Below are 24730 nucleotides of genomic sequence, written 5' to 3'. Positions count from 1 at the left end.
GTTTAATGAGTTAATGTAGTAATAGAAGTTTCAGTATTTAAAATGCAAACTAAAGACTAAACATTAAAAATTTAAACCTAATTAATGATTACAGTACAAGAAGCTAAACATATAATTTTAGAAAACACACAAAATTTTGGAATTGAAGAAATTCCGTTTTTACAAGCTATTGGAAGGGTTTTAAAAGAAGATATTGTTGCTGACAGAGATTTCCCTCCTTTCAACCGAGTGGCCATGGATGGTATTGCAATCAACTATCGTTTTTTTGAGCACGGTATTCGCGATTTTAAAATAGAAGGAATCCAAGCTGCTGGAAGTCCACAAAAAACACTGGATAATGCAGCCAACTGTTATGAGGTTATGACAGGAGCTGTATTACCTAACAATACTGATACGGTAATTCGTTATGAAGATATTGATATTAATACACAAATAGCTACAGTTAATGTTGATGAGATCAAAGAAGGACAGAATATTCACAGAAAAGGTTCCGATAAAAGTAAAGGTACAATTCTAATAAAAAAGAACACTATAATCTCCGCTGCTGAAATTGGAGTGCTGGCTACTGTAGGTAAAGCTACTGTAAAAGTTGCCAAACAACCTAAAGTAATGATTGTTTCTACTGGTGATGAATTGGTTGATGTAAATGAAAATCCGTTAGACCACCAAATTCGTAGAAGTAATGTATACACGTTAGTTTCCTTATTGAACAATTTAAAAATCCCAGCAGAAACAGCCCATATTACTGATAAAAAATCAGTTTTAAAAGAAAAAATTGAATCGTATTTAAAACAATACGATGTACTGTTATTTAGCGGTGCTGTAAGCAAAGGTAAATTTGATTTTTTACCTGAAGTTTTAGATGAGTTAGGCGCTCAAAAATTATTTCATAGAGTTTCGCAACGACCTGGTAAACCTTTTTGGTTTGGCACTACAGACAACTGCAATGTGTTCGCTTTTCCAGGGAATCCAGTTTCAACCTTTGTAAACTGTTTGGTGTATTTTTATCCTTGGTATTATAAGTCTTTAGATTTACAACGAGAAACACAAACAGCAATTTTAGCTAAAGACATTACTTTTAAACCTAACTTAAGCTGTTTCATGCAAGTAAACTTGACTTCAAAAAATGGACAAGTATACGCCACCCCAATACAAGGAAATGGTTCAGGGGATTTAGCTAGCTTAGTAGAAGTAGATGGTTTTATCGAACTACCAAAGACAGAAGAAGTAACATTTAAAAAAGGAAGTGTTTTTCCGATACTAGTATATCGGAATTTTTAATTATTAATGTTTAGTTTTGAGTTAAAAATTTGAAATGAAGGAAAGTATTGTTCAAAATAAAAGTTTTCAATTCTCTTTAAAAATAATTTCTTTATACAAGAAGCTACAGCAAGAAAAAGAGTTTATAATTTCAAAACAACTATTAAGAAGTGGAACTTCAATTGGAGCAAATATAGAAGAGGCTCTGGCTGGCCAAAGCAAAAGAGACTTTATTGCTAAAATGTCTATTTCTTCAAAAGAAGCCAGAGAAACTAAGTACTGGTTGCGCTTATTAAAAGAAAGTGATTTAACAAACATTAATGTTACAGACATACTTTCAGATATTCACGAGCTAATTAGGCTATTAACAGCAATTGTAAAAACATCACAACAAAGCTTAACGAAGATTTAAAACTTAAAATTAAAAACTAAAAAAAGTGAGCAACTTTTCCCACATAAACGAACAAAACCAACCTAAAATGGTAAATGTTTCTGATAAAAAAATCACGAAACGTACAGCCATTGCAAAAGCCACCATGTTTTTAGGTTCAGAAATTATAAGTCATTTTAAAAACGATGAACTCATCACTAAAAAAGGACCAGTTTTTCAAACTGCTATTATTGCCGGAATTCAAGCTGTGAAAAAAACTTCTGATATCATTCCAATGTGCCATCCTTTGTTAATCAATGGTGTGGACATTGATATCAATATTGTAGACGATGAGCATGTGGAGGTTTTTTGTAAAGTAACCATTGAAGGAAAAACGGGAGTAGAAATGGAAGCACTTACAGGAGCTTCTGCAACTTGTTTAACCATTTACGATATGTGTAAAGCTATCAGTCAAAAAATGGTGATTCAAGAAGTGAAATTGGTAGAGAAAACTGGTGGTAAATCGGATATTAAAAATGGATAAAAAACATACTAAACATACGAATCTAGTTAAGAAGTATAATGATAATTTTGCGCCTAACGAAGTTGCTATTTTAGGAACTAAGTGTGGGGTTATCGCTGATTTAGTTCATAACGTTTCAAAAAGATTATCAAACTATAACTTAGGATATTTTGATGCATCACATGCTAAAGATGTTGAGCAAAACACCGTATCTGAATACACCTTTCATCATGAAGGAAATTTACAACTAAACACAACTTCTTCTGTAAACAAATATGAACAACGTTTACAGTTTTACAATCATGACTTTGTGTTCATTAATGGAAATCATTACCAAGGATCAAAACAAATTTTAATTTTAGATGATGAAAAAGAAGCCTCGGTAAAAAAACGACTAGATCAATTAACAAATATTCAGTTTGTAATTCTATTGAATGAAAACTCAACCTATTTTGATTGTTTACTAGAACGTTTTCCACATATAAAAAACATTACTAGCTACACAATTGACCAAGTGGATGAAATTACACAGCATATTCAAAATTTGATTGAAGAATATATCGCTCCTGTGAAAGGTTTAGTATTAGTTGGTGGAAAAAGTACTCGAATGGGTAGTGACAAATCAGAATTAAGTTATTTTGGAAAACCTCAAAAACAATACGCTAAAGAGTTGTTAGAAAACTGTTCTTTAGACACTTTCTTTTCTGTTCAAAAACCTTCTGAAAAAGAAAATGAAATTCACGACACCTTTTTTAACTTAGGACCTTTTGGAGGTATCTGTTCTGCTTTTCAAAAGAACCCAAATACAGCTTGGTTAGTGCTAGCAACCGATGTTCCTTTTGTAAATAACGAACTTATCTCTTTACTTTTACAGAAAAGAAACCCAAGTAAAGTTGCTACAGCAATCAAAGGAAAAAACAAAGAATTTCCTGAACCATTAATTACCATTTACGAGCCAAAGGCTTACGGAAAACTACTTCAGTATTTAGCACAAGGGTATTCTTGCCCTCGTAAAATGTTAATTAACTCTGATGTAGAAATTATTGAAGTTGATGATAACCTTATTAGAAACATTAACACTCCTGAAGAGTTTAAAGAAGCTGTTCGTTTTATAAAAAAGTTATAAGTTTCTTTTTCTAAACTCTGTAGGCGTCATTTTTGTCTTTCTTCTTCAAAAAAAACATATTTATATTTTATAAAAATTAAAGTATTAAAAAGCCACACTTTAAAAAGTGTGGCTTTTTTCATTTATAAATAAACTATATTTTATCTTCTGCTTCTAATCTCTCTTGATTTTGAAACGTTTTCTTTTGATCTATTAAAATTTCTACTTCTATTTATTTTAGTATTAGATCTTGACGAATTCCCTCTACTTTTATAACTTCTTTGATTTCTATTTGTTGCACTTGTAGAACGATTTCTAGAATATCCTCGTGTACTTTTTGTTTGAACATTTCTTTTAGATCTATTATACGTTCTTGTAGGTCTATTATATTTTGATGTTCTAGTATTTGATTTCTCAGCTACCTTATTTCTGCTTCTTTCTCTCGTACTTGGAGTTCTTCTTGAAATAGAATTATTACTTCCTCTTTCTCTAGAAACTGTTCTAGTATTTCTTGCTACTGTGCGAGATCTATTTCTACTATAATCCCTATTATTTGCTACTCTAGAATTCTCTCTTGTATTTTTACGATAGTTACGATCGTTTCTTTGATACATTGTTCTTCTATGATCTTTCGATCTAAAATTCACATTTCTCGCATTGGTAAGCCTACGTCCTCTGTTAAAATTTCTTACACTATTCCCTGGCCTATAATAACTACGGTTTATATATGACCTATTGTAATACCCATCATAATAATTGTTTCTATATACCGAATACGAATACCTATATGGAGAATAGAATCTTCTATATGGGCGATTCCAAACCACGCACCTATCAACTACAGGGGCTGCAAAATATCTGTGAAAAGGTCTATACACATAATATCTATTAAAACTGTTGATATATCCAGTACAATTTAAGAAGTTACCATAACTATTATAGTGAACAAACAACCCACCAACTCGAGATACTCTTCCCCAGCGATTGTATCTAATAAACACATCACCTGCCTGTACTATTCTACCATAATGATCATAAAAAATTGGAATATCTTCAATTTGAACTACCGCACCATAATCATCATATTGTACAAATGGATCATAATTGTAGCCTGAATTAAAACTTATATTTACTCCAGGAGCATTAAAATTAACATTTACTCCTCTTCTTGAACCATTCAAATAGAAATCGAATTGACCATCTGGATACACAGCAAATTCAACACCTGCTTCTGTAAAAATGAATGATTTCCCATAATTGGAATACCCTTCACCAGCATAAGCGGCTGATTCTGATGCATTAATCGTAAATGACGTTAGTAAAAGTCCAGTAAGTAGTAAAACAAAATTTTTCATACGATCTGATTTTAAATGTCTATCATTTTTTGATACACAGTTAAATATTACCAAGTAACATGCCAAAAATTAAAACTATGTAGAAATTATATTTTAAAATAGAATAAAAACTTGAGCATGTTTTTAAGTACAAAACAGTTTCCTTAAAAAAGAAAACCACAACAAACAGAACCCTATTAATTGGATTTTTTATGAAATTTACCTAAAAAGTTTTTTTATGAAACTCGTGAAGCATTAAATAAAAACTCTATACAAATTGAATAATTTCAAAATAAAAAAGCCGAGTTAAAAACTCAGCTTTCTAAAATTTGTACCAAAGGTGGGACTCGAACCCACACGCCCTTGCGAGCATCGGATTTTGAATATAATGTTTTTCGTTTATAGAACAACCTTCAAAAATTTCACAAAACCAATTATAAATATGTTTATCAGTCATTTATAAATTAAAAACATAAATGATGAAAAATTTTATTTTCTTTGACAAAGAAAAAGTACCTACAAAAGTACCTGTAATTTCAATTAAAAAAATGTTTTCTGAACCTAAGCTTTATATCCCAAAGATTAAAGGAACTAATAAACCTAATATAAATAAGCCGTGGCATATATGGTATTATTATAGAAATCCATTCACTGGGGCTATGGATAAAATAATTGAAAAACGAGGATTAAATAGGATTAAAACCATAACTGAAAGAAAAAGAATAGGTAATGCTTTAAGGAAAGCTAGACTTCGTTTACTTCAAGAAGGCTATAGCCCTTTTGAAGAAAAACAGGAAGAAATTTTGGACAAGAAAAGCTATACTATATCAGAAGCTTTAGAGTTAGCTTTAAATGAAAAAAATAAAGTTTGGGCTGAAAAAACAAAACATGGAAACTCTAGCATGTACAACATCTTTGTTAAGTGGATGACAGAAAAAAAACTTACCAATAAAGGTATAGACCAACTTACTAAAAGACATATTATAGTCTTTTTAAACCACATCTCAGACACTTCATCTAACACAACTAGAAATAACTTTAAAAGACTTATTTCTTCTTTATTGTCTCAATTAGTGGCTGATGATATTTTAAGCTATAACTTTGTTAAAGATATTCCATCATTAAAAGCTAAGCCTGAAAAAAATCAACCTTTCACAATACAACAATTAGAAGCAATAAAAAACTATCTTGTAAAAAATGATAAATACCTTTATCAATACATGAAATTTGTCATTTATGCTCTAATACGACCGGTTGAAATTTGTAGATTGAAGGTAAAAGATATTGATTTACAGAACAACACTATATTATTTGCAGAGACAAAAACAGAAAGGGCAAATATTCTGATAATTGAACCTTTAAAAGAGGTTTTTCAAAAAATGAATTTAGAAAACTATAATCCTGATGATTTTCTATTTACCAAAAAAGAAACCCCAGGAAAATGGGATGTAAAAAAAGAGTCTTCTAAAAATGAGTTTTTTAGTAGACGCTTCAAGAAGTTAAAAGATGATATAGGAAAAGAGATTAACCTAAATGACAACCATAGTATCTATTCAGCAAGACACACAGCAGCAAAAATACTCTTTACTTCTTTTAAGAAACAGGGATTAACTGATTTGCAGGCTAAACATAGGTTAATGACTATAACAAGGCATAAATCATTAAGTGGATTAGAAAATTATTTAAGAGACATTGGAGCTTCTCTACCTGACGATTATACAGAAAATTATACTGTTATATTTTAGTTTTTTATTAATGACTAAAACTTATTATTCTCCTTAAAAGTTGAGATAATTCTTCAATTCCAAAAAAAGAAGGCAATATGACCCCATTTAATATAATAGCGGGTGTTCCATCTAGGTTGAGTTCATTTGACCACTCGCTTTGTTTTGTTAATGATTCATCAACCTTTTTAGGAAGTTCTTTCTTTTTTGTAGCAAAATTTAAGTTATTCTTTAAGAAAAAGAGTTTCTCTTTTTGAGTCAAAGCTTCCATAGATTTGAATAGTTCAAAGAACATTATTTTACTTTTAAAATTACTGTCAGTTACTCCCGAATACAAAACTCTCAACTGTATGGAGTTTTCAAACTCTAAAAACAATCTTGATAAATTTTTTAAAATAGCTTTACACCTTTTGCATTCAGGGTTCATAAACAATATAATTTCAAAGTCAGCAGTATTTTCTCCTATTACAATTTCATTTTCAAACATCTTATTTCCAATATCACTATTAACAAACCCAAATGAGGTTATAGGAGAATTGAAAAATGAATCTAAACGATATGAAAACTTTTTAGATTTCTCATTTAACAGTAAGTTGTTTATTACCAAACTCGTAACTAAAATAGAAATAGCCAATGAAAACAAAACTTCTATATTAGGAATAACAAAGCTCAACGCAAACCTTTCGTAAGAAAAAAGAATAAGAGAACTTAAAACTAACACAATTGAAAGACACATAATACAATAAGTTCTTAGCCTCAATTGTTGATATAATGAATAAAAAATACTTAAGGCTGACATGTATATAAGTGGTAAAACAAATTGTACAGAGTTATCTTGTCTATTTATTAATGTGTTTACTATAAGAAATAGAAAAAAAACTATACTTATCTCTGATAGTGAGAACCCTAATAGTTTACTATCTTTAGATGAGACAACTTTATCACAATCAAATTTTTTCCCAATTTTGCAAATATCAAACCCCTCTTGTGTAAAAAAAGAATGTTCTCTTAATAATAAATAAGATGAAAACGAAAACCCAAAAATAGAGATTATAAAGAAAAATATATCATTTTTATTTATATATAAAAGGCTTAAAATAATACAAGAAAAAAAACTAGTTATAATTAACCCCTTTATGATGTCAATTTTTTTTCCCTCTTTAATCTTTATTTCTTCATTTATTTCTCCTGAATCTTCATTAGCTTCAAGTATAATAGAAAAGCCACTCCAAATACTTAACAGTTCTTCTTTACTTATCGTTTTGTATTTTGATTCGTTAGAGAAGAAGCATACATAATTCTCGTTTTTTTTCTCCCATATAAAAAAATATTCTTTATCATTAGTTAAAGATAACATAGGTTTAGGAGCTTTCTCAACCATTTCTAACGGAATTTCTACTAATAAATTCTTAATACCCCAAGTATTAAAAATATTAGAGAATTCATTTAAATTAGGCTCATAATAATAAGTTCCAAGTCGTTTTTTTATTTCTTCTTTTCTTACCGAAACAGAAAGTCTTCTTAATATTTCTGTTAAAAAAATAAATTTTTCTTTTTTCATGTAATTGTTTTTTGTAGTTTTGAGTAGCTATTGAATGAAAGAAAATGAATATTGCTATGAGTTTTCAAAATCAACTTTTTGGTAAAAATAATAGATTTTTAAATTTTATTTGGAAAATAGCTACACTAAAAATGTAAGTTTAATTTTAAATCCAATATAATATGGAAAATTTAAGTAAAGTCGAAAGCTTTGAAAGCTTTCAGGTTTCAAAACAGGTAATGAACCAAGTTGCTGGTGGACGTACTAAAGTCTTTCAAGAAATGGCTGGAAAGTGTACAAAAGTAACTGATAATAATAGTGGAACAGAAATAAGAGTAAAAGTAAAAGATCGGTATGAAGGTAAATGTTAATTTTTATACATACGCTAAATCTAAAAAAAATAATTTTTAATTTATATATTATGGAGAACTTATCTCAAATAAAAAGCTTTAAAAGCTTTCAAGTATCAAAACAATCAATGAATCAAGTTACTGGAGGACGCTCAAAAAGTTTTGAAAAAGAAGAAGGAACTGGAATCTGTTTGAAAGTAATAGATCAAGGAGGTACCATAAAGAAAAAGCATAAAGAGCGTTTTAACCGCCATTGCTGGTAAAATTAATTTTGATTATGAAAGAAATGGAAAAATTGGAGAGCTTCAAAAGTTTTGAGATTTCCAAATTAGGAATGAACGAGATTAATGGTCAACGTTCAAAAGAGTTTATTAGAAGACCTAATGGAGACTGCGCAAAGTTTATTGATTACGCAGGTTATAGTAAATTCAAAGTCAAAGATCGCTACGAAGGAAAGTGCGATTAACTTATTTATTATTTAAAAATCATTTTATGAAGCTTTAATTCATATAAATTATAATTAAAGCTTCCTTTATCAAATTATCAAATTATCAACACTAAATATAAAATATTAATTTTATTTCTCTGCTGTACATTTAATTTTTATTCTCAGGAGTTTTTAAGCTATTATTATACAATCAATGATGCTGAAATCTCTCATTTAGAAAATAAATACCTCAAATCTGACTCATTATATCAAAAAGCATTTTCTTTAGTTCAAAAACCTTTTAAAGAAGATTACCTATTAGCCGCTATAAATTCTGACAAGTTAAAGAATACTAAAAACAGTTTCGAGTATTTAGTCAAAGGTATCCAAAGTGGACTTACTTTGAAGAGAATTAAAAAGAAAAAGAAAAATCTTAAACATTTTTTTAAATCAAAAGAATATACTGTCTTGTTAAAAAAATATAAAGCCATAAGAGAGATGCATTTAAACACTATTGATGTTTCTCTAAGAAAAGAAATTGAAAAAATGGTTTGTATTGATCAAAAATCTAGAAAACCTATTTTTGGAAGCGCAAGTGAGATGAATAAAACTGACAATCAAAATTACAAAAGATTGATTGAAATTATAAAAGAAAATGGAAACAAATGGCCTGGTTTTACTACCATAGGTGAAATTTCTCCGAAGGGAAAGTATGATTTTGATTTACTAGGTACTATTGCAATTATGCCTCTACATTTTAAAAAAGAACAAATAAAGATAATTGAACCTTACATGAGAAAAGCTGTTTTGAATGGAGAAATGTATCCTTATCAGTATGCGAGAATAATTGATTATAGATTAAAAAATAAAGTAGTTGAAATTGAAGGAAATAAAAGAGTAAAAAAATATAAACTTTGTACTTTATATGGCACATTTACAAAAGAATTGATTTGCGATTGTGAAATTGCTAATAAAGAACGAAAGAAAATTGGCTTAGAGTCGTTGAAAGACTTTTACAGAAAAAAAGAACTGAATTACAATTGTAAAAAATAAAATTTTCTTAGCTCATGTAATTCTTTTTTGTAGTTTTGAGTAGCTATTGAATGAAAGAAAATGAATAATGCTATGAATTTTCAAAATCAACTTTTTGGTAAAAAAAATAAATTTTATTTGGAAAATAGCTACACTAAAAATGTATGTTTAATTTTAAATCCAATATAATATGGAAAATTTAAGTAAAATGGAGAGCTTTGAAAGCTTTCAAGTATCAAAACAATCAATGAATCAGATAGCTGGTGGTCGCACTAGAAGGTTTGAAAAACAAGATGGTTATAATGGTAATTCAGTTTGTCTAAAAATCGTTGACAATAACTCTGGAATGACTATTAAAAAGAAATTAAAAGACGATTCTAGGTGTGAGTAAAGTTTCTTTTTAAAAACCATATAAGCACCAAAGTAGTTTGCTAAAAACTATCTTGGTGCTTTAAAATTTATAATCGACATGAGAAATACAATTTTATTATTTTTTTTAATTCTTTCGAAGAATATTTATTCTCAAGATTTTTTGAAGTACTACGAGGTTATCAATAAGGCCGAATTATTTACATTAGAAAATAAATTTGTTTTATCCGACTCACTATATAAAAAAGCTTTCGCCCTAGTTGATAAACCTTTTAAAGAAGACCTTTTTTTAGCTGCAATGAACTCAGATAAAATAAAGAAAAATGAAGAAGTTGATGCTTATTTAAGAAGAGCAATTAAAAAAGGTTTAATTTTCAAGAGAATTAAAAAAAATTTAGTCCATTATAAAAAATCAACCTTTTGGGGAATTTTAAAAAAAGATTACAAAAACCTTAGAAAAGAATACACCGAAAATATTAATTATCCTTTATATAAAGAGATTGATAATATGATAAAAAAAGATCAATCGTCAAGAGGGGCTATATTTGGAGGAAGTAAAAAATCTCGTATAACTGATGATTCAAATTACAAAAAACTTTTTAGTATAATAAAAAATATAAAGAAATGGCCCGGTTTTTCTATAATAGGAGAGAATACACCCAAAGGAAAATATGATGTTACGGGTAATATTTCTCTAATGCTACTTCATTTTAAAAAAGAACAGATAAAAGTATTAGAACCTTATATGCTAGATGCTGTTTTAAATGGTGAAATGTACCCTTACCATTATGCAAGAATATTAGATTATACATCCAGTAAAATAACTATCGAAAAAGATTCTTTAACTGGAAAAAAAAGTATAAAGCAGTGTTTTGAATACGGAACATATTTAAATGAATCTATTTGTGATTGTGATCGCGCAGAACAAAAAAGAAAAAAAATTGGTTTTGAACCAATAAAAGATTATTATCAAAAACGTAAATCAACATATTATTGCAACTAGTTTTGAATGAAAACAACCTTAATTATTTCAGAAGATATAGATGCAAGTACAAATACTGTTATAGATTGGTGCTTTAATTCCTTAAATATTATAAGAGCCAACAAGAATGATTTAAAAATTGCTTCTATAGATTATCAAAAAGAAGAAATAATTTTTCAATTTAGAGAAGAGTTTATAAGCTCTAAAAATATAACTTCTTTTTGGTATCGAAGAGGTTATCTTGCCAACGACTATTCAATTAACAATAACAATAAAGATTTAGAATACTTAATTTATAGTCACCTAGATAGTGAGTGGATTGAAATTATCCGCTTTTTTACTCAAATCTTCGTTAATAATAAAGTAAAATCTTTAGGTTCATACCAAGTTAAAGACCAAAAGCTTGCACAGTTAAAACATGCCCAAAAGGTAGGCTTGAGAATCCCTAAAACCTTTATTACTTCTTCTAAAGAAGACCTACTTTTACGCAAGAAAAATTGTGATAACAATCTTATAACGAAAGGGATTAGTGCCTCACCATCATTTACTTTCGATAATATTTCATTAGAAGGATATACAGAGTTAGTATCTAGTGAATTTATCCAATCATTACCTGATACTTTTTTTCCAAGTTTGTTTCAAGAAAGTATAGAAAAATTATATGAACTAAGAATTTTTTATTTAAAAGAAAAATTTTATTCTATGGCTATTTTCTCACAAAATAACTTGCAAACAAAAATAGATGTTAGAAAGTATGATGATTCCAAACCGAATAGGACTGTTCCTTACCAATTACCTAAGAGCATAGAGGAAAAGTTAAATAAATTCATGGTTAATATGGGCTTAGATACCGGGTCTATTGATATGTTAGTAGATAGAAATAATGATTTCTATTTTTTAGAAGTCAACCCTAATGGTCAATTTGGTATGGTTTCTACACCTTGTAATTATTATATTGAAAGAGAAATAGCAAAAGAATTAATATGAAAATAAATGAACTTCCTTTTTATAAAGGTTTTTTGAAAAAAGAATTAGAAAGTCTTCCTGTAAACTATCAGCTTTTAACTCATTTTACTTTTGAACAAAATGTAATAACATCTGAGAATAGCGAAAACTCACAAGGAATAGACATTAGTTTGTATAATGGAAAAATACTCACTTCAGAAAAACATTTTTCTCCAATTTCAAAAATAATTGATTTTGACTAAAAAGACAGCCTTATACAGTAATTGTATTTTAGTTAAAGGAGCTTCACGCTCTGTTATATGTGATTTGCAATTACAACAAATGCATTACATCCCTAATAGTTTATATGAATTATTAGAAAATCATTTAGGAAAGACAGTTGAAGATATTAAAAAGGCGTATAATAACAAATATGACGATATAATAGATAGTTATTTTCAATTTCTTGAAGAAAAAGACTGTGTGTTTTTTACTGAACACCCTGAAAGATTTCCTAAATTGAACATGGATTGGGACTTCCCTCATAAAATCTCAAATGCTATAGTTGATTATCACTCAAAATCAAGTTATGACATAATAAATGTATTAAATCAACTTGATGAGTTAAAGTGTAAATCTATCCAAATACGCTTTTTTTCAAAAATTGAGGAAGAAAAACTAACTTCAATTTTAAGCTACCTCAAAGAGAAAGAGTCTATTATTGCTTCTGTAGAGGTTTATTTAGAAGTTTCTGAATGGACTAATAAAGATAGGCTTATAGATATTATATCTAGCTATCCTAGGGTAAATCAGTGTGTTGTGCATTCTTCAACTTTTGAAGACATAATAGACTTAGGAAATAAATATTTAATATACACTAAACAAAAAGTAAACTCAGAATTACATTGTGGAATAATATCTCCAAAATACTTTTCTATTAACCTAAAAACCTTTACCGAGTCTAAAAACTATAACTCTTGCTTAAATAGGAAAGTTTCTGTAGATAAAGAAGGTTTAATTAAAAATTGCCCATCTATGACAAACGATTATGGTAGCATTAAAAATACCACTTTAAAAAAAGTTGTAGAGAGTGAAAAGTTTAGACAAATTTGGTCTATAAAGAAAGATCAAATCAGCATCTGTAAAGATTGTGAGTTTAGGTATGTCTGTACAGATTGTAGAGCATATATAGAAGACTCTAAAGATAACTTTTCAAAGCCTATAAAATGTGGTTATAACCCATACACTAATAAGTGGGAAAAATGGAGTGAAAACCAACTAAAAAAAGTGGCTATTGAAAATTATGGTCTAACTGAAATAATCTAAATAATCAATTGAGTAAGTTTCCTGTATATAAGCAAGCAGAAGAAAAAGACTGCGGTCCTACTTGTATTAGAATAATTTCGAAATTTTATAAAAAAAACATTCCAGTTCAACACATACGTAGATTAAGTGAAACAACGAGGGATGGTAGTACTCTTTTAGGAATTAGCAGTGCTTCAGAAAAAATAGGGTTTAAGTCATTAGGTGTAAAACTAACCTTGAAAAAACTACTTGAAGCTCCCTTACCTTGTATTTTACATTGGAATAAAGAACATTTTGTGGTCTTATATAAAATATCTAACAAAGGAACTTTATTTCATATATCAGACCCTTCTTATGGTTTAATAACATATTCTAAAGAGGAATTTTTGAAGTTTTGGATAGGTAATAATGCTAAAGAGACTACTAGAGAGGGAATAGCTTTATTATTAGAACCAACTCCAAAATTTTACGATGTTGATTTCAATAATAATAAAGAAAGGCTTGGTATTTCTTTTCTTGCAAAATATTTATTTCCTTATAAGAAATTTTTAGTGCAGTTAGCTATAGGTTTATTAGCTGGTAGTTTATTGCAATTAATTTTCCCTTTCTTAACCCAAAGTATTGTTGATGTAGGCATTAAAAACCAAGATATTCATTTTATTTATTTAATTCTATTCGCTCAATTAGCTCTATTTTTTGGTAGAACTGCTATTGAAGTTGTAAGGAGTTGGATATTATTACATTTAAGTTCTCGTATAAATATCTCGTTAATTTCAGACTTTTTTATTAAGCTAATGAATCTCCCTATTTCTTTTTTCGACACTAGAATGACAGGAGATATTTTACAACGTATTAGCGACCATGAGCGAATTGAAAGGATTTTAACAACATCTTCTTTAAACGTTTTATTTTCAACAGTAAACCTACTTGTATTTAGCTTTGTATTAGCTTATTACAATATCCAAATTTTTGCAATATTTCTAGTTGGTAGTTTTTGTTATTTTTTCTGGATTACTCTTTTTTTAAAAAAAAGAAAAACTTTAGACTACAAACGTTTTTCTGAACTTAGTGAGGAACAAAGTAAAGTTATAGAACTTGTAAATGGAATGCAAGAAATAAAACTACACAATGCTGAAAAGAAAAAACGCTGGTCTTGGGAGTATTTACAAGCTAGACTATTTAAAGTCTCAGTTGAAGGTCTTGCGCTAGAACAATACCAAAATGTTGGTTCAGATTTCATTAATGAATTAAAAAACATTCTTATAACAATCTTATCAGCTAAATTGGTTATTGATGGAGAAATTACTTTAGGTATGATGCTAGCCATTAGCTACATTGTAGGACAATTAAACTCCCCTATTTCACAACTAATTGATTTCATGCGTGAAATTCAGGATGCCAAAATTTCTTTAGAACGTTTATCAGAAATCCATGAGAAAGAAGATGAAGAGCCACTTAATAAAGAACTCATCACAGACTTTAATACAAGCTTAAACTTAGACCTAAAAAAAGTTTCTTTTAGATACATTGGCACTCAAAAAAAAGTGCTCAAAAAAATAAACTTACATATTCCTACAAATAAAATCACTGCCATTGTAGGGGTTAGTGGAAGTGGTAAGACTACCCTAATGAAATTATTATTAAAGTTTTATAATCCTGACTCTGGAGAAATAAAACTAGGAAAACACGATTTTAAAAATATATCTCAGAAAAAATGGAGAGGTGAATGCGGAGTTGTTATGCAAGAAGGATATATTTTTAATGACACTATTGCTAATAACATTGCAATTGGTGATGATTACATTGATAAAAAGAAGTTAGCTCATGCCGTTGATGTCGCTAATATTCAGGAGTTTATTGAAGAGTTACCATTATCATATAATACAAAAATTGGAAATGAAGGTATTGGATTAAGTACGGGTCAAAAACAACGTTTATTTATTGCTAGAGCAGTCTATAAAAACCCTAACTTTTTATTTTTTGATGAAGCAACTTCTGCTTTGGATGCCAACAATGAAAAAGTCATCATGGAAAAACTCAATACATTTTTCAATAATAAAACAGTAGTTGTTATTGCACACAGACTAAGTACTGTGAAAAATGCACATCAAATTGTTGTCTTAGATAAAGGAAAAATTGCAGAAGTTGGAAATCATGATACTTTAATTCAGGAAAAAGGAAATTACTATCATTTGGTAAAAAACCAATTAGAATTAGGAAAATAAAATGCCAGAAAATAATCATTTAGATAATATAGAATTACGAAGTGAAGAAGTACAAGAAATACTTACTAAAGTACCTCATTGGATGATTCGTTGGGGAAATTCTTTATTTTTAGTATTAATTCTAATGCTCTTACTTTTATCTTGGTTTATCAAGTATCCAGATATTATTACTTCAGAAGCTACGATAACTACAAAAATTCCTCCTCAAAAAGCATTTGCTAGAGTTACAGGGAAAATAGATACTATTTTAGTAAAAGACAATCAGCAAATCACAGAGGGTAGCCCTATTGCTCTTATCGAAAATACAGCTAATTATGAAGATGTGTTTTTTCTGAAGTCTATTTTAGATACTATTACCTTGAAAAAGGATAGCTTTTCTTATCCTCTTGAAAAAATGCCTCTTTTATTTCTTGGAGATATAGAAAATGCCTATGCTAATTTTGAGAATAGCTATATACAATACATTTTAAACAAGCAGTTGCAACCCTACTCAAATGAAGCAATTGCTAACAGCATTACTACATCTGAACTAAGAAGAAGGCTACAAAACCTTAAATCTCAAAAAAAAATAAACAAAGCTGAATTAGGTTTTAAAAAGAAAGACTTAGATAGAAGTCAATCTTTATTTGAAAAAGGTGTAATTTCTGCAAAAGATTATGAAACTAAACAATTAGATTATTTACAAGCAGAGCGCAATTATCAAAACATGAGTTCTTCAATCTCTCAATTACGTGAAGCAATTGCCAACAGTAATAAAACCTCTAAAGGAACTGAAATCACTCGTATTCGTGAAGAAATGACCTTATTAAAAAATACTATTCAATCTTTTAATTTATTAAAGAAAGCTATTAAAGATTGGGAATTACAATATGCTTTTATATCTAAAGTAAACGGAACTGTTTCTTTTTTGAATTATTGGAATGAAAATCAAACGGTAACACAGGGTGACTTGGTTTTTACTATTATTCCTTCTCAATATTCAGCCTATATAGCTAAGCTAAAAACTCCTTCTCATAACTCTGGAAAAATAGCTATTGGACAACTAGTAAATGTAAAACTACAAAACTACCCTGATTATGAGTTTGGTGTTTTAAAAGGAACAGTCAATAATATTTCTATGATTCCTGATAAAGAGGGCTTTTATACAATAGATGTGCTACTTCCTAAAAAGTTAGTTACTTCTTATGATAAAACAATAGAGTTTAAACACGAAATGCGTGGAACAGCAGAAATCATCACTGAAGATTTACGTTTGATAGAGCGTTTCTTCTACCAATTCAGACAAGTTTTAAATAGAGCTTAATGAATACATATTTACAATCGCTTCACTCGTAGTTTCTCCACTTCCTCTATAGTTAAACCAGTAGCAAAAACAATCGTTTCATTATCGACTCCTTTTCTTTTTAACTGTTTAGCTATTTCAATATTTCTATTCTTTTCGATTATTTTCGACATTTCCTTTTTTATCTGTTCTTCTAAAACATATTTAGGAACATATCTTTTGCTTTTTTCTAATTCCTCTAAAAGACCTATATTTTTAAAACTCATATAACTCTTATCAGAAATAATTAAATGGTCTATTACATGGGTATTGACTATAATACCTACTTGTATCAACCTATCGGTTAAATTCTTATCATTGTCGGATGGTGTTAACTCTCCACTTGGGTGGTTATGACATAACACAATTTTCACAGCTCTTTTTTGTAGTGCAAGACTAAAGACCTCCATAGGCTCCACCAAGGTTGCATTGACTGTCCCTAAACTTATCAGTTCTATAAAAAGAATACGGTTGTTGTTTTCCAATCCTATAATCCAAAAATGCTCCCTGTTTTGGTCTATCTTACTTTCACGGAGTAATACCTTTTGCATGATTCCGTAAATATCATCTGAATTTAGAATTTTTATTTTTTCCGCTTCTGTCAATTTTATATCCATAAAAACAAAAGTAAGGTTTTATTTTATTAACTCTTAGTACAAAAAATCCCGCAAAACAATTGTAAATCATCTTGCGGGATATATCCTAAAATTCCACTTCTTTCGGCATCACATTTTCTGTGCCTACTTCTTCAGACACAATCGGGTCGAGTTTCCCTGAATAAATATTGTATTTCAACTCATCGAGTGGTTTATCTTGATAACGGTTTTTATCCGTGTAAATAAAGTTAGTCTTGTAATGATTTGTTTTCTCAGTAAAGAAAATACAATCTCCATCAAAGCCACTTTTTGAGCCTCCTCTCATCTTCCCATCTGCCGTTTGTTGGAAGATGATAAAAAACAATTTCCCGTCGTATTTCTTTCGTAAGTCTTTGTCGATTTCAAATTTACTATCCAGTTCCTTTAACTTAGCAAAACTATCAATCACAATCACATCGTTTTCTCTAATCAGCTTATCTAATTGGTCTAAGTTTTCAATATCAGGATTGGACAAGTTTCGTTCTGCTACTTCGTTAAAATACATATCTGCTTTGTCCCAATACAACGCACTTTCAGGGTGTTCTTCCATAGAGGCATGACCGACCTTGTATTTTTGAGCTAGTACATTGATAAACTTAAAGGCAAAGTGTGTTTTGCTTGAACCTCGTTTCCCTGCTAGGGTAATCACCAAACTTTCTTTGGTTTTTATCTCTAACTTTCCTAAAAAGCTCGCTAGTACGGCATCCTCAATTTGGTAATACTCAAAGGTTCTATGTCGTAGTTGCTTTCGTTTGTAAGCTACCGAGTTTGTATTGAGATTCCCTGGTATATTGTTTTTGGGTTGAGGCTTTGATGCTCTTTTGATGGGTCTGTTTAAAGCAGGTGTTTTCGTTGATTTTGGGCTTGCTTTTTGACTGGTTTTTACCAGTGCTTTGTAAAACTTGGGTTCTTTGTTGGTATCCACTTGTAAGAGATAATCCACTGCTTTTTGTGCCTCACTAGCTGCACGCATTAAAAGCTTTGTATCTTCTTGCATAAATTGCAACGCCAATTGCCAGTTTTTTAGGTAGTCCGCATGGTTTGCTTGTGTCTTCCATAAAATCCCTGCTTGTGCGGATAAAAACACCGCTCCAAATTCTGCTATGAGTTCTTCTTTGGCATAGACCACATCGCCAAAGCGTTTTCCAAAAGGACGGTTCAATCGGCTTGGGTGTCCTGTACTGTGTATCATTTCATGGAATAGCGTACTGTAGTAGTCTACACTCTGATAAAAGGCTTCGTACTTAGGCATTTTTACTTTGTCTTGTGCTACATTGTAACTCGCTCCTTTAAATCCGTGTGCTATCTTTGCACTGTCTTTCGGAAAGTGTTGAATGATAAGTTCTGCTATCGGGTTCTTTTCTTCCGTATTGTGAGGGGTACTTGGTGCAACAAAACCTAAGCGTGCTTTTTCTAAAGCGGTTAGTTTATTCAATCCAAAATCAATACCCTCAATATCTGCTCCATTGAACACCGTGTAGTATTTTAAAATAGGAATGGTCTGTACGAGAAAATCAAAATGACTCGTATCATAGCCTTTCGATTGTAAAAAGTCTTGCATTTTTTGTTTGTTATAGGTGGCGTATTCGAGTCCTTTTTGAGCATCTGAAAATTTATACAAGCGGGTAAAGTAGATTACTTCTAATCCTTTAGCACCTTTTTTGAGTTTTCCTTTTGCTTCCTGTATTTGCTTAAAGGTTAAGAAATAAGGGTTCTGATACGCTCCAAAAGGATTGCCTTTTTTTAGTAGTATGATATTAATGCCTCTATAGGCTTTTTTAGAGGCAAAGCTCACAGGCGATAGATACCCGCCTTTTTCTAAAAAGGTATCATCCCATCCCAATTTTGGTGTTCCTTTAGCGCTCTTGATAGCACTGATAAGCTTGTCCGTAATCATCTGATAGATTTGGTCGGGACGTACAGGGGCATTCAGCCCTTTGGTGTTGGTGTCTTCTTCCTGAATGAAGTCTAAACCTGCTAAAAATTCCAAGGGGATATTTTCAGCAGGTTGTTGGGTTTTAGTGACAGGCGCTACAGCACTTTTTTTTTTGAGGTAGCTTTTACAATCCTACCTCCTTTTGCATATTTATAGCCTTTTTTCAAACGCCCACTAGCAGTCAATCCCTCTTTTCTTTTTGGGGCTGCCAATCCTTTTCGAGTAGGTTTGGGTACTTTGGCGCTTGCTTTGACTACACGTCCTTTGATAAAACGCCATCCTTTGCGCAAACGTCCGCAACTGGTTAAGGCTTCTTTGTATGCTCCTGTATGCCTTGGTGCGTTCAGTCCTGTTGCATATCGTTTGACTGAAATGTTAAACGTCGTGTATTTAGGGTGGTCGTTTAAGATTTTTGAGACTCTATAAATAACCTCCGTATTGTTTTCTTTTTTTGCCTGTGTTACTAATCTTTCTAAAGTACTTCGGCTAACTTCTTTGCCGTCTAAGGCTTGAAATTTTTGTATGGTATTCATCTTATTTTTTCTTTTTCTTTTTAGCTTTTGTATATATCACATAGCTGATAAGGGCTATGCCTGCAATACTTCCTAGTAGCGGTGCTACCTTTTTTTTTGAGGTCAACACCAAACTTATGGGCTAGTGCAAACACTCTCCCTGTCCAGCTCGTTGCGAAGTATTGGTAGTCTTTTAAGCGTTTGTAATAGGCGAGACGTTCTTTTCCTATCCGCTCAAAGAGCTGTTTGGCATCTACCGAGTTAATGGCTTTGATAGTGTTAAATCCTATGACATAATCTACCTGTAGGTTTTTGCCAAAGTATCGGTTTAAAGAGCGTTGCACGATACCTGCGGTTACTCTTGGATTGGCGTTTATCGCATGGTCGACTATCATTTCTGCCACTGCTTGACTACGGATGCTATCGGCTCGCATTTTGTCCCAAAACTCATTTTTAAAAAGGATATGGGCTTCTACTTTGGTAAGGCTTTTCATATCGCTGATGCTTGGAGGTCTGCCTAGTATCTTTTCGTAGAATTTAGCGGAGATTCCGTGATTGGTTCCGACTCGTTCTTTTTTTGAGTTGTAGTTTCCTTTGTCATTTTTTAGGTTTTGATACCCGCCCTCTGCTTGTTCTAAAGAGGGTTTGAATAGTTCATAGCTTGCCATTTTCTTTTTTCTTTTTCTTCTTTTTTAAAATTGTACGGTTCGTGTGTTCCCTAAAGTGGCTACGTCCAGTTCAAAACGCAACGCCTTTATAAAGTCCTGTTGCTTTTTTTGAAGCTCCTCAAAAACCAATTGTCCTACAGTGAGTACTGGCAGGTTAATGTGCGTGGGTGGTAACTGGTACATACCGCCACTAGGAATACTAATTTTGTGAGTGTTTAGCTTGGTAAAGGCTAATTGTTTCCCTGTCTTCTTTTCATACACTCGTAGCTCTTTTGCACTTATAAACCCTGTATTGATGTTCAAATGTTCCTTTGTTGGGTTTCGTATTTGTATATCTAGTTCTAAGGCAATGTGTTGCCATGAGAGCTGCACATTTCTAATTCCTGAAACACGAAACTGTAATTGTTCTATAATACGGGTCAGTTGGGCTTTCTTTTGGCTAATAAAAGCAGTTAGGGTTATTAAGCCTATACCTGCTCCAACGACCCATAGTTTTCTTGTGTTCATTCGTGGTTTTAGGTTGTTTTGACGATTCCATAGACCATGCCTGCAAGCACTAAGAGCAGTACCCAAACCCACATGGGCAATCGGTGTGTTGTGGTTTGCTCTTTTCGCTCTTGTTTTTTCTTTTTGTACTGACTCGTTAATGTACTATCCCGCTGTTTGGTTACAACCTCCTTGGTAGCGCCTATGGTACTGCGTATCTCAAATCCTTGGGCTTGGGTATCGTAACGAACGCTATAACTGTTTGTACCGCTTTGTTTGCTACTGGCAAAGTGTTGTAATTTTTGATTCACAAGGCTATCTAGTAGGGTATCTCCAGTGGCAACCTTTATAAATATTTTGTCTTGAATAGCGCTATTGATAGTGATGTGCTGTACGCTGTCTTTCTGTACATAGACACTATCCACTTGGGTTTCTAAAGTGTGGGTCTTACTGTGTTTGGTTGTCCCACATCCTATAATCAGTAGTAGTAAAACAATACTGAGTATTTTAAATGTCTTTTCCATATTTTGTGATGTATTTGTCGAGTTCTTGTTGTTGCTTGGCTACAATGCTGTGTAGCTTTGTGTTCATGTGTTCCAATTGTTCGATATACTGATGTAGTGAACCGATACGAGCCATAAAATCACTTTTAATGCTTTCTATCATTTCTGCATTGATGTCAAAGGCTCGTTTGTAATTCTCTAGCTTTTGTAAATCGGCTTTGTAACGTCTTTCTAAGGCTAGGTTTTTGGCTTCTTGGTGGCGTATCTTCCGCATTTTAAAGCCTGCGAAAAAGGAAAAAACTAGCCCTAAAATGCCTGTGATTTTTTCCCAGTGCATGAGTATAAATTCCATTAGGTCGTTGTTTTATTCTTTTTCTTATCCTTGGCAATCGCATACACAAACAGTAAACCTAACAGTCCCATACTGGCATAGATATAGTTGTTATCTCCTTTCTTATTAGCGGTTATCACTACTTCTGATAGTAGTTCCGAGCTTTCCTGCAACGTGATGGTGGCAGGTAGTTTTGAGGCTGCTATTTGTAGGGTATCATAGCCCACAAAGGAAATGTGTATCACATCGGTAGGACTGGCATACAATTGAAATGCTCCGTTTGCATCGGGTGTCGTTCCTTTTTTGGTTTGGGTATTGTACACATTGACAAGCCCTGCTTCAAAGGGTTTTCCTGTGCTTCCGTTGATAATGATTCCGCTGATTAATTGTTGTGCTGTTGTATTCATCGTACATCCGCAATTTTTTTTCGTGTCAAATTCTTCTTGGGCTTGTTGGGTGTCGGGACATGCCAACCCGTAAATTGGTAAACTTGCTTCCATTGTTCTTTTTCATTTTTTTTTATTTAAAAGGGCATATCTGCGCTTTGTACTCGTTGTTTGATTTGGTGGTATAATTGCCTATCCCACGTCTCTGAAATCTCTGCTTTGAGCCAGTAGATTAAATCGTAATCGTCTGCAAGCTTTTTATCGAGCCATACCGTTGGGGTTTTGCCTCCCATGCGTTTTCTTCTGCCAAAGATTTTATACACGAGTCTAAAGTCATCGCCTGTTTGTAGTTTATCAAAGACTTGTTGTACTTTGGCTTCATCGGTGGCAGGAAGTCCAAAAGCGGTGTCGTTAAAAGCATCTAGTAAGGACTTGGCTAAAACCTTCGCTTGTTCTTTATTGATGCTTAGCTTTCCTGTATTGACGTGTAGGTCTGCTTCGATATGGTCGTTTGCTACGTCTTGAAAAACTTCGGTTACCGCATCGGCTGATTGTTTGAGTCTTTTGTATAGGAAATATGCTACGACACTTCCGCCTGCTACTAGCAGTAGCGGTTTGTTGGCTAGTAAAAAGGCACTGGCTTCATTGGCTTTGCTTACCGCTTTTTTAGCGTTGTTTCGGGTGGCTATTTTCGATACACTTGTTTTCTTTTTCATCGCTTTTTTTTCTCCTGTATCTTGTTGTTGCTTTCTACCTTAAAAAGCTCTTGACTGCGCCGTATTTTATCGGACATGCAAAGTAGCTTTGTGCTTCTTTATGACTGGATAGCTCTGCTAGGCGTATCAATACTTTTTCTGGTAATTTTTCTAATTGGGCAATGGCTTCTTTTTTAGTTTGTATCTTCATGGTGTTCTTGTTGTTGTTCGATAATCTGTGCTACTTGTGTGATTAAATCTTCTTGCCAGTTGTCAAGCAAATAGTTAAAAAACATCACTTGTTCGTCGGTGGCAGTGGAAAGCTTTTGTACAAAGGCTTTTTGTATGGGGGAAACATTCGGGCTTGCTAACTGACTCGGGTGTCCTACGGCATTACTTCCTGAAGCTTCTAAGATTTTAGGAAGCATCCCGCCCAAGGTTTCCATCGTCTTTTCAAAGGCGGGCGTTTCTAAAAAGCTTTTTTTCTTCAGTAGTTCTCGCTCGACTCTGAGTTCTTCTCGTTCTTTTGCCGTCTCTAACTTAATGGTGAGTGAGCTGTTGGTTTCTTCTAATACTCGATTGCGAGAGCGCAGGTCTTTGACGGTTTCTTTTAGCTCTTGTACTTGCTCTTTATAGTCTGCCGAACGTTCTGCTTGTACCATCTTTGCCATCAGCTCTGGCGCTCCTAAAAAGGCAGTGGTGGGGTCGGTAGCATTCATATCTTGGGTTAATTTTTCTGTGAGTGTTTGTAGCGTGTGATAGGTGGTTTTGCCATCTTTGGTATAGGTTTTTTGTAGGGTAAAGACCACCGTTCCGCTAAATCCTTTTTCGGGTAAGGCTTGTAAAAATTGGGCTATCGAACCGTATTTGCTTTCAATGTCTTCTAAGGTAAAGGCGTACTTCTGTGCCGAAGTAGACTTGACAAGTTTTACGCCGTTACTCGATACCTTGATAACATGATTGCTTCCTCCTTGTAGGTGGTTTTCTACGATGTTCGATAATTGATTATTCACAATATAAATACCTTACTATGGCTTTTTTAAAAGGTGTTGTTTGCACGGCTGTGAGTGCTGGGTATTCTGAAAACTCAAAGCGTATCAAGCCGTCTACAATTGGGTGATTGGTGTCTATGATAAAAGGGGCTTGGGCAGTGATTCGCTGTCCTGAACCGTCTTTGATAAGTAAAGGAACGCTTAGCTCGTGTGGGTGTATTTCAAGCTTTACAACGCCTTTGCAATCGTTCTTCTCGGAAAAGTTTATCTCAAAATCATCGGTAAACTGTTCGCTGTGGTATAGGGTCTTCATTCTTAGCACAGATTAGGGGCTTCTATCTCAAAAATGAACTCACCACAAATGGGTCTGTTTCCTAGGGTTTCCCAACTGATAGTCACTCGTTCGTTTTTGCTTTCAAAGTCGAGTTCTTTAAAGCCCTCGTTATAGCCTCCATTCTTATGTTCATAGTCTTTGATGTCCGTGGTCTCAGTCAGTAAATGCCCTCTGCTGTCTTTGAGGGTAATGTCTGTTTGAGAAATCCCAAAAGGAACTAATCTCGACATGGTTTCTCCTGTGGGCATGCCTGTGTCCATAGGGGGCATATAGGAGATAAAATACACTCCGATTACTTTTCCTGTGGGAATGGTGTCACTGACCTCATTTTGTAAGAGTTCTTCAGGGGGAAGATTGGTCTTTAAAAGGTCTTTGTTGATTTTTATGCGTTTGTATATCTTTTTCATCTTTGGTACTTGTGGTAACACTTTGCGCTTGTC

Annotated in this window: 31 protein-coding genes; 16 read left to right on the top strand and 15 right to left on the bottom strand. The window is 32.1% G+C overall.

Features of this window, described 5'->3' with window-relative positions; genetic code table 11:
• The first annotated feature begins 84 nt into the window (after nucleotides 1–84).
• From ACTPNM_RS02235 to ACTPNM_RS02220, 4 genes are read left to right on the top strand one after another with little or no spacing between them, the layout of a single operon-like run.
• The gene (locus tag ACTPNM_RS02235; protein WP_440120443.1) at nucleotides 85–1281 is read left to right on the top strand and encodes a molybdopterin molybdotransferase MoeA; all 1197 of its coding nucleotides are present in this window, start codon (nucleotides 85–87) and stop codon (nucleotides 1279–1281) included.
• 34 nt (nucleotides 1282–1315) lie between these two features.
• Nucleotides 1316–1672, top strand: a complete 357-nt coding sequence (locus tag ACTPNM_RS02230; protein ID WP_440120441.1) for a four helix bundle protein — start codon at nucleotides 1316–1318, stop codon at nucleotides 1670–1672.
• A 25-nt stretch (nucleotides 1673–1697) separates the two neighbouring features.
• A complete protein-coding gene (gene moaC / locus ACTPNM_RS02225; RefSeq protein ID WP_440120439.1) occupies nucleotides 1698–2174 on the top strand; it encodes a cyclic pyranopterin monophosphate synthase MoaC in 477 nt (158 codons plus the stop codon).
• Nucleotides 2167–3279: an NTP transferase domain-containing protein gene (locus ACTPNM_RS02220; RefSeq protein WP_440120438.1), complete on the top strand. Its 1113-nt coding sequence runs from the start codon at nucleotides 2167–2169 to the stop codon at nucleotides 3277–3279. Before moaC ends, ACTPNM_RS02220 begins: the two co-directional genes overlap by 8 nt.
• A gap of 140 nt (nucleotides 3280–3419) precedes the next feature.
• Here the strand turns inward: ACTPNM_RS02220 and ACTPNM_RS02215 are convergent, their stop codons facing one another.
• The gene (locus ACTPNM_RS02215; RefSeq protein WP_440120437.1) at nucleotides 3420–4613 is read right to left on the bottom strand and encodes a hypothetical protein; all 1194 of its coding nucleotides are present in this window, start codon (nucleotides 4611–4613) and stop codon (nucleotides 3420–3422) included.
• A 458-nt stretch (nucleotides 4614–5071) separates the two neighbouring features.
• Here ACTPNM_RS02215 and ACTPNM_RS02210 point away from each other — a divergent pair, with 458 nt between their 5' ends.
• A complete protein-coding gene (locus ACTPNM_RS02210; RefSeq protein ID WP_440120436.1) occupies nucleotides 5072–6337 on the top strand; it encodes a tyrosine-type recombinase/integrase in 1266 nt (421 codons plus the stop codon).
• Between the two features lie 7 nt (nucleotides 6338–6344).
• On the opposite strand, the gene ACTPNM_RS02205 is transcribed toward ACTPNM_RS02210, so the two are convergent.
• Nucleotides 6345–7877, bottom strand: a complete 1533-nt coding sequence (locus ACTPNM_RS02205; RefSeq protein ID WP_440120435.1) for a vitamin K epoxide reductase family protein — start codon at nucleotides 7875–7877, stop codon at nucleotides 6345–6347.
• Nucleotides 7878–8038: 161 nt separating this feature from the next.
• Here ACTPNM_RS02205 and ACTPNM_RS02200 point away from each other — a divergent pair, with 161 nt between their 5' ends.
• From ACTPNM_RS02200 to ACTPNM_RS02150, 11 genes are all read left to right on the top strand, one after another.
• Nucleotides 8039–8227 (top strand): hypothetical protein, encoded by a 189-nt coding sequence (locus tag ACTPNM_RS02200; RefSeq protein WP_440120434.1) that lies wholly within the window; start codon nucleotides 8039–8041, stop codon nucleotides 8225–8227.
• 50 nt (nucleotides 8228–8277) lie between these two features.
• Entirely contained in the window at nucleotides 8278–8469 is a 192-nt protein-coding gene (locus ACTPNM_RS02195; protein ID WP_440120433.1) for a hypothetical protein, read from the top strand.
• A gap of 23 nt (nucleotides 8470–8492) precedes the next feature.
• The gene (locus tag ACTPNM_RS02190; RefSeq protein ID WP_440120432.1) at nucleotides 8493–8672 is read left to right on the top strand and encodes a hypothetical protein; all 180 of its coding nucleotides are present in this window, start codon (nucleotides 8493–8495) and stop codon (nucleotides 8670–8672) included.
• A gap of 459 nt (nucleotides 8673–9131) precedes the next feature.
• The gene (locus tag ACTPNM_RS02185; protein ID WP_440120430.1) at nucleotides 9132–9686 is read left to right on the top strand and encodes a hypothetical protein; all 555 of its coding nucleotides are present in this window, start codon (nucleotides 9132–9134) and stop codon (nucleotides 9684–9686) included.
• A gap of 169 nt (nucleotides 9687–9855) precedes the next feature.
• The gene (locus ACTPNM_RS02180; protein ID WP_440120428.1) at nucleotides 9856–10056 is read left to right on the top strand and encodes a hypothetical protein; all 201 of its coding nucleotides are present in this window, start codon (nucleotides 9856–9858) and stop codon (nucleotides 10054–10056) included.
• A gap of 276 nt (nucleotides 10057–10332) precedes the next feature.
• Nucleotides 10333–11037 (top strand): hypothetical protein, encoded by a 705-nt coding sequence (locus tag ACTPNM_RS02175; protein WP_440120426.1) that lies wholly within the window; start codon nucleotides 10333–10335, stop codon nucleotides 11035–11037.
• Between the two features lie 6 nt (nucleotides 11038–11043).
• Nucleotides 11044–12003: a grasp-with-spasm system ATP-grasp peptide maturase gene (gene gwsG / locus ACTPNM_RS02170; RefSeq protein WP_440120425.1), complete on the top strand. Its 960-nt coding sequence runs from the start codon at nucleotides 11044–11046 to the stop codon at nucleotides 12001–12003.
• On the top strand, nucleotides 12000–12224 hold the full coding sequence (locus tag ACTPNM_RS02165) for a hypothetical protein (RefSeq protein WP_440120424.1): 225 nt from the start codon (nucleotides 12000–12002) through the stop codon (nucleotides 12222–12224). Before gwsG ends, ACTPNM_RS02165 begins: the two co-directional genes overlap by 4 nt.
• Nucleotides 12217–13287: a grasp-with-spasm system SPASM domain peptide maturase gene (gene gwsS, locus ACTPNM_RS02160; RefSeq protein WP_440120423.1), complete on the top strand. Its 1071-nt coding sequence runs from the start codon at nucleotides 12217–12219 to the stop codon at nucleotides 13285–13287. The genes ACTPNM_RS02165 and gwsS overlap by 8 nt, the downstream gene beginning before the upstream one ends.
• Before the next feature lie 8 nt (nucleotides 13288–13295).
• Complete coding sequence (locus ACTPNM_RS02155; protein ID WP_440120422.1) at nucleotides 13296–15491, top strand: peptidase domain-containing ABC transporter; 2196 nt, start codon at nucleotides 13296–13298, stop codon at nucleotides 15489–15491.
• A gap of 1 nt (nucleotide 15492) precedes the next feature.
• On the top strand, nucleotides 15493–16794 hold the full coding sequence (locus ACTPNM_RS02150; protein WP_440120421.1) for an HlyD family secretion protein: 1302 nt from the start codon (nucleotides 15493–15495) through the stop codon (nucleotides 16792–16794).
• Nucleotides 16795–16805: 11 nt separating this feature from the next.
• Here the strand turns inward: ACTPNM_RS02150 and ACTPNM_RS02145 are convergent, their stop codons facing one another.
• The 13 genes from ACTPNM_RS02145 to ACTPNM_RS02085 all read right to left on the bottom strand — a co-directional run bounded on the left by ACTPNM_RS02145 (nucleotide 16806) and on the right by ACTPNM_RS02085 (nucleotide 24697).
• Complete coding sequence (locus tag ACTPNM_RS02145) at nucleotides 16806–17429, bottom strand: JAB domain-containing protein (protein ID WP_440120419.1); 624 nt, start codon at nucleotides 17427–17429, stop codon at nucleotides 16806–16808.
• An 85-nt stretch (nucleotides 17430–17514) separates the two neighbouring features.
• The gene (locus tag ACTPNM_RS02140) at nucleotides 17515–19344 is read right to left on the bottom strand and encodes an ArdC family protein (protein ID WP_440120417.1); all 1830 of its coding nucleotides are present in this window, start codon (nucleotides 19342–19344) and stop codon (nucleotides 17515–17517) included.
• A gap of 134 nt (nucleotides 19345–19478) precedes the next feature.
• Nucleotides 19479–19916, bottom strand: coding sequence for a hypothetical protein (locus tag ACTPNM_RS02135; protein WP_121145973.1), 438 nt, complete (start codon nucleotides 19914–19916; stop codon nucleotides 19479–19481).
• A gap of 20 nt (nucleotides 19917–19936) precedes the next feature.
• Complete coding sequence (locus tag ACTPNM_RS02130) at nucleotides 19937–20563, bottom strand: glycoside hydrolase family 108 protein (protein WP_440120414.1); 627 nt, start codon at nucleotides 20561–20563, stop codon at nucleotides 19937–19939.
• A gap of 24 nt (nucleotides 20564–20587) precedes the next feature.
• Entirely contained in the window at nucleotides 20588–21070 is a 483-nt protein-coding gene (locus ACTPNM_RS02125; protein WP_440120413.1) for a hypothetical protein, read from the bottom strand.
• A gap of 8 nt (nucleotides 21071–21078) precedes the next feature.
• Entirely contained in the window at nucleotides 21079–21573 is a 495-nt protein-coding gene (locus tag ACTPNM_RS02120) for a hypothetical protein (protein ID WP_440120412.1), read from the bottom strand.
• On the bottom strand, nucleotides 21557–21826 hold the full coding sequence (locus ACTPNM_RS02115) for a hypothetical protein (protein ID WP_440120411.1): 270 nt from the start codon (nucleotides 21824–21826) through the stop codon (nucleotides 21557–21559). The genes ACTPNM_RS02120 and ACTPNM_RS02115 overlap by 17 nt, the downstream gene beginning before the upstream one ends.
• Nucleotides 21827–21903: 77 nt before the next feature.
• Entirely contained in the window at nucleotides 21904–22383 is a 480-nt protein-coding gene (locus ACTPNM_RS02110) for a carboxypeptidase-like regulatory domain-containing protein (RefSeq protein ID WP_440120409.1), read from the bottom strand.
• Between the two features lie 23 nt (nucleotides 22384–22406).
• Complete coding sequence (locus ACTPNM_RS02105) at nucleotides 22407–22985, bottom strand: hypothetical protein (RefSeq protein ID WP_440120408.1); 579 nt, start codon at nucleotides 22983–22985, stop codon at nucleotides 22407–22409.
• 34 nt (nucleotides 22986–23019) lie between these two features.
• Nucleotides 23020–23175, bottom strand: coding sequence for a hypothetical protein (locus ACTPNM_RS02100; protein ID WP_167712653.1), 156 nt, complete (start codon nucleotides 23173–23175; stop codon nucleotides 23020–23022).
• Nucleotides 23159–23977 carry a hypothetical protein gene (locus ACTPNM_RS02095; RefSeq protein ID WP_440120406.1) on the bottom strand — a complete coding sequence of 273 codons (819 nt, stop codon included), beginning with the start codon at nucleotides 23975–23977 and terminating at the stop codon, nucleotides 23159–23161. Before ACTPNM_RS02095 ends, ACTPNM_RS02100 begins: the two co-directional genes overlap by 17 nt.
• Nucleotides 23970–24269 (bottom strand): hypothetical protein, encoded by a 300-nt coding sequence (locus tag ACTPNM_RS02090; protein ID WP_440120404.1) that lies wholly within the window; start codon nucleotides 24267–24269, stop codon nucleotides 23970–23972. Before ACTPNM_RS02090 ends, ACTPNM_RS02095 begins: the two co-directional genes overlap by 8 nt.
• A gap of 2 nt (nucleotides 24270–24271) precedes the next feature.
• A complete protein-coding gene (locus ACTPNM_RS02085) occupies nucleotides 24272–24697 on the bottom strand; it encodes a hypothetical protein (protein ID WP_440120402.1) in 426 nt (141 codons plus the stop codon).
• Between the last annotated feature and the right edge of the window lie 33 nt (nucleotides 24698–24730).

This window comes from Tenacibaculum sp. Ill (assembly GCF_051938915.1).
In the GTDB taxonomy this organism is placed as follows: Bacteria; Bacteroidota; Bacteroidia; order Flavobacteriales; family Flavobacteriaceae; genus Polaribacter; species Polaribacter larymnensis.
This window is presented reverse-complemented; position numbering and strand designations above follow the sequence as displayed.

Bases quoted from the DNA above. Each gene is read 5' to 3' on its own strand.
- ACTPNM_RS02235 (WP_440120443.1), top strand. From the start codon at position 85: ATGATTACAGTACAAGAAGCTAAACATATAATTTTAGAAAACACACAA.
- ACTPNM_RS02230 (WP_440120441.1), top strand. From the start codon at position 1,316: ATGAAGGAAAGTATTGTTCAAAATAAAAGTTTTCAATTCTCTTTAAAA.
- ACTPNM_RS02220 (WP_440120438.1), top strand. From the start codon at position 2,167: ATGGATAAAAAACATACTAAACATACGAATCTAGTTAAGAAGTATAAT.
- ACTPNM_RS02215 (WP_440120437.1), bottom strand. From the start codon at position 4,613: ATGAAAAATTTTGTTTTACTACTTACTGGACTTTTACTAACGTCATTT.
- ACTPNM_RS02210 (WP_440120436.1), top strand. From the start codon at position 5,072: ATGAAAAATTTTATTTTCTTTGACAAAGAAAAAGTACCTACAAAAGTA.
- ACTPNM_RS02205 (WP_440120435.1), bottom strand. From the start codon at position 7,877: ATGAAAAAAGAAAAATTTATTTTTTTAACAGAAATATTAAGAAGACTT.
- ACTPNM_RS02200 (WP_440120434.1), top strand. From the start codon at position 8,039: ATGGAAAATTTAAGTAAAGTCGAAAGCTTTGAAAGCTTTCAGGTTTCA.
- ACTPNM_RS02195 (WP_440120433.1), top strand. From the start codon at position 8,278: ATGGAGAACTTATCTCAAATAAAAAGCTTTAAAAGCTTTCAAGTATCA.
- ACTPNM_RS02190 (WP_440120432.1), top strand. From the start codon at position 8,493: ATGGAAAAATTGGAGAGCTTCAAAAGTTTTGAGATTTCCAAATTAGGA.
- ACTPNM_RS02185 (WP_440120430.1), top strand. From the start codon at position 9,132: ATGCATTTAAACACTATTGATGTTTCTCTAAGAAAAGAAATTGAAAAA.
- ACTPNM_RS02180 (WP_440120428.1), top strand. From the start codon at position 9,856: ATGGAAAATTTAAGTAAAATGGAGAGCTTTGAAAGCTTTCAAGTATCA.
- ACTPNM_RS02175 (WP_440120426.1), top strand. From the start codon at position 10,333: ATGAACTCAGATAAAATAAAGAAAAATGAAGAAGTTGATGCTTATTTA.
- gwsG (WP_440120425.1), top strand. From the start codon at position 11,044: ATGAAAACAACCTTAATTATTTCAGAAGATATAGATGCAAGTACAAAT.
- ACTPNM_RS02165 (WP_440120424.1), top strand. From the start codon at position 12,000: ATGAAAATAAATGAACTTCCTTTTTATAAAGGTTTTTTGAAAAAAGAA.
- ACTPNM_RS02150 (WP_440120421.1), top strand. From the start codon at position 15,493: ATGCCAGAAAATAATCATTTAGATAATATAGAATTACGAAGTGAAGAA.
- ACTPNM_RS02145 (WP_440120419.1), bottom strand. From the start codon at position 17,429: ATGGATATAAAATTGACAGAAGCGGAAAAAATAAAAATTCTAAATTCA.
- ACTPNM_RS02140 (WP_440120417.1), bottom strand. From the start codon at position 19,344: ATGATTACGGACAAGCTTATCAGTGCTATCAAGAGCGCTAAAGGAACA.
- ACTPNM_RS02135 (WP_121145973.1), bottom strand. From the start codon at position 19,916: ATGAATACCATACAAAAATTTCAAGCCTTAGACGGCAAAGAAGTTAGC.
- ACTPNM_RS02130 (WP_440120414.1), bottom strand. From the start codon at position 20,563: ATGGCAAGCTATGAACTATTCAAACCCTCTTTAGAACAAGCAGAGGGC.
- ACTPNM_RS02125 (WP_440120413.1), bottom strand. From the start codon at position 21,070: ATGAACACAAGAAAACTATGGGTCGTTGGAGCAGGTATAGGCTTAATA.
- ACTPNM_RS02120 (WP_440120412.1), bottom strand. From the start codon at position 21,573: ATGGAAAAGACATTTAAAATACTCAGTATTGTTTTACTACTACTGATT.
- ACTPNM_RS02115 (WP_440120411.1), bottom strand. From the start codon at position 21,826: ATGCGGAAGATACGCCACCAAGAAGCCAAAAACCTAGCCTTAGAAAGA.
- ACTPNM_RS02110 (WP_440120409.1), bottom strand. From the start codon at position 22,383: ATGGAAGCAAGTTTACCAATTTACGGGTTGGCATGTCCCGACACCCAA.
- ACTPNM_RS02105 (WP_440120408.1), bottom strand. From the start codon at position 22,985: ATGAAAAAGAAAACAAGTGTATCGAAAATAGCCACCCGAAACAACGCT.
- ACTPNM_RS02100 (WP_167712653.1), bottom strand. From the start codon at position 23,175: ATGAAGATACAAACTAAAAAAGAAGCCATTGCCCAATTAGAAAAATTA.
- ACTPNM_RS02090 (WP_440120404.1), bottom strand. From the start codon at position 24,269: ATGAAGACCCTATACCACAGCGAACAGTTTACCGATGATTTTGAGATA.
- ACTPNM_RS02085 (WP_440120402.1), bottom strand. From the start codon at position 24,697: ATGAAAAAGATATACAAACGCATAAAAATCAACAAAGACCTTTTAAAG.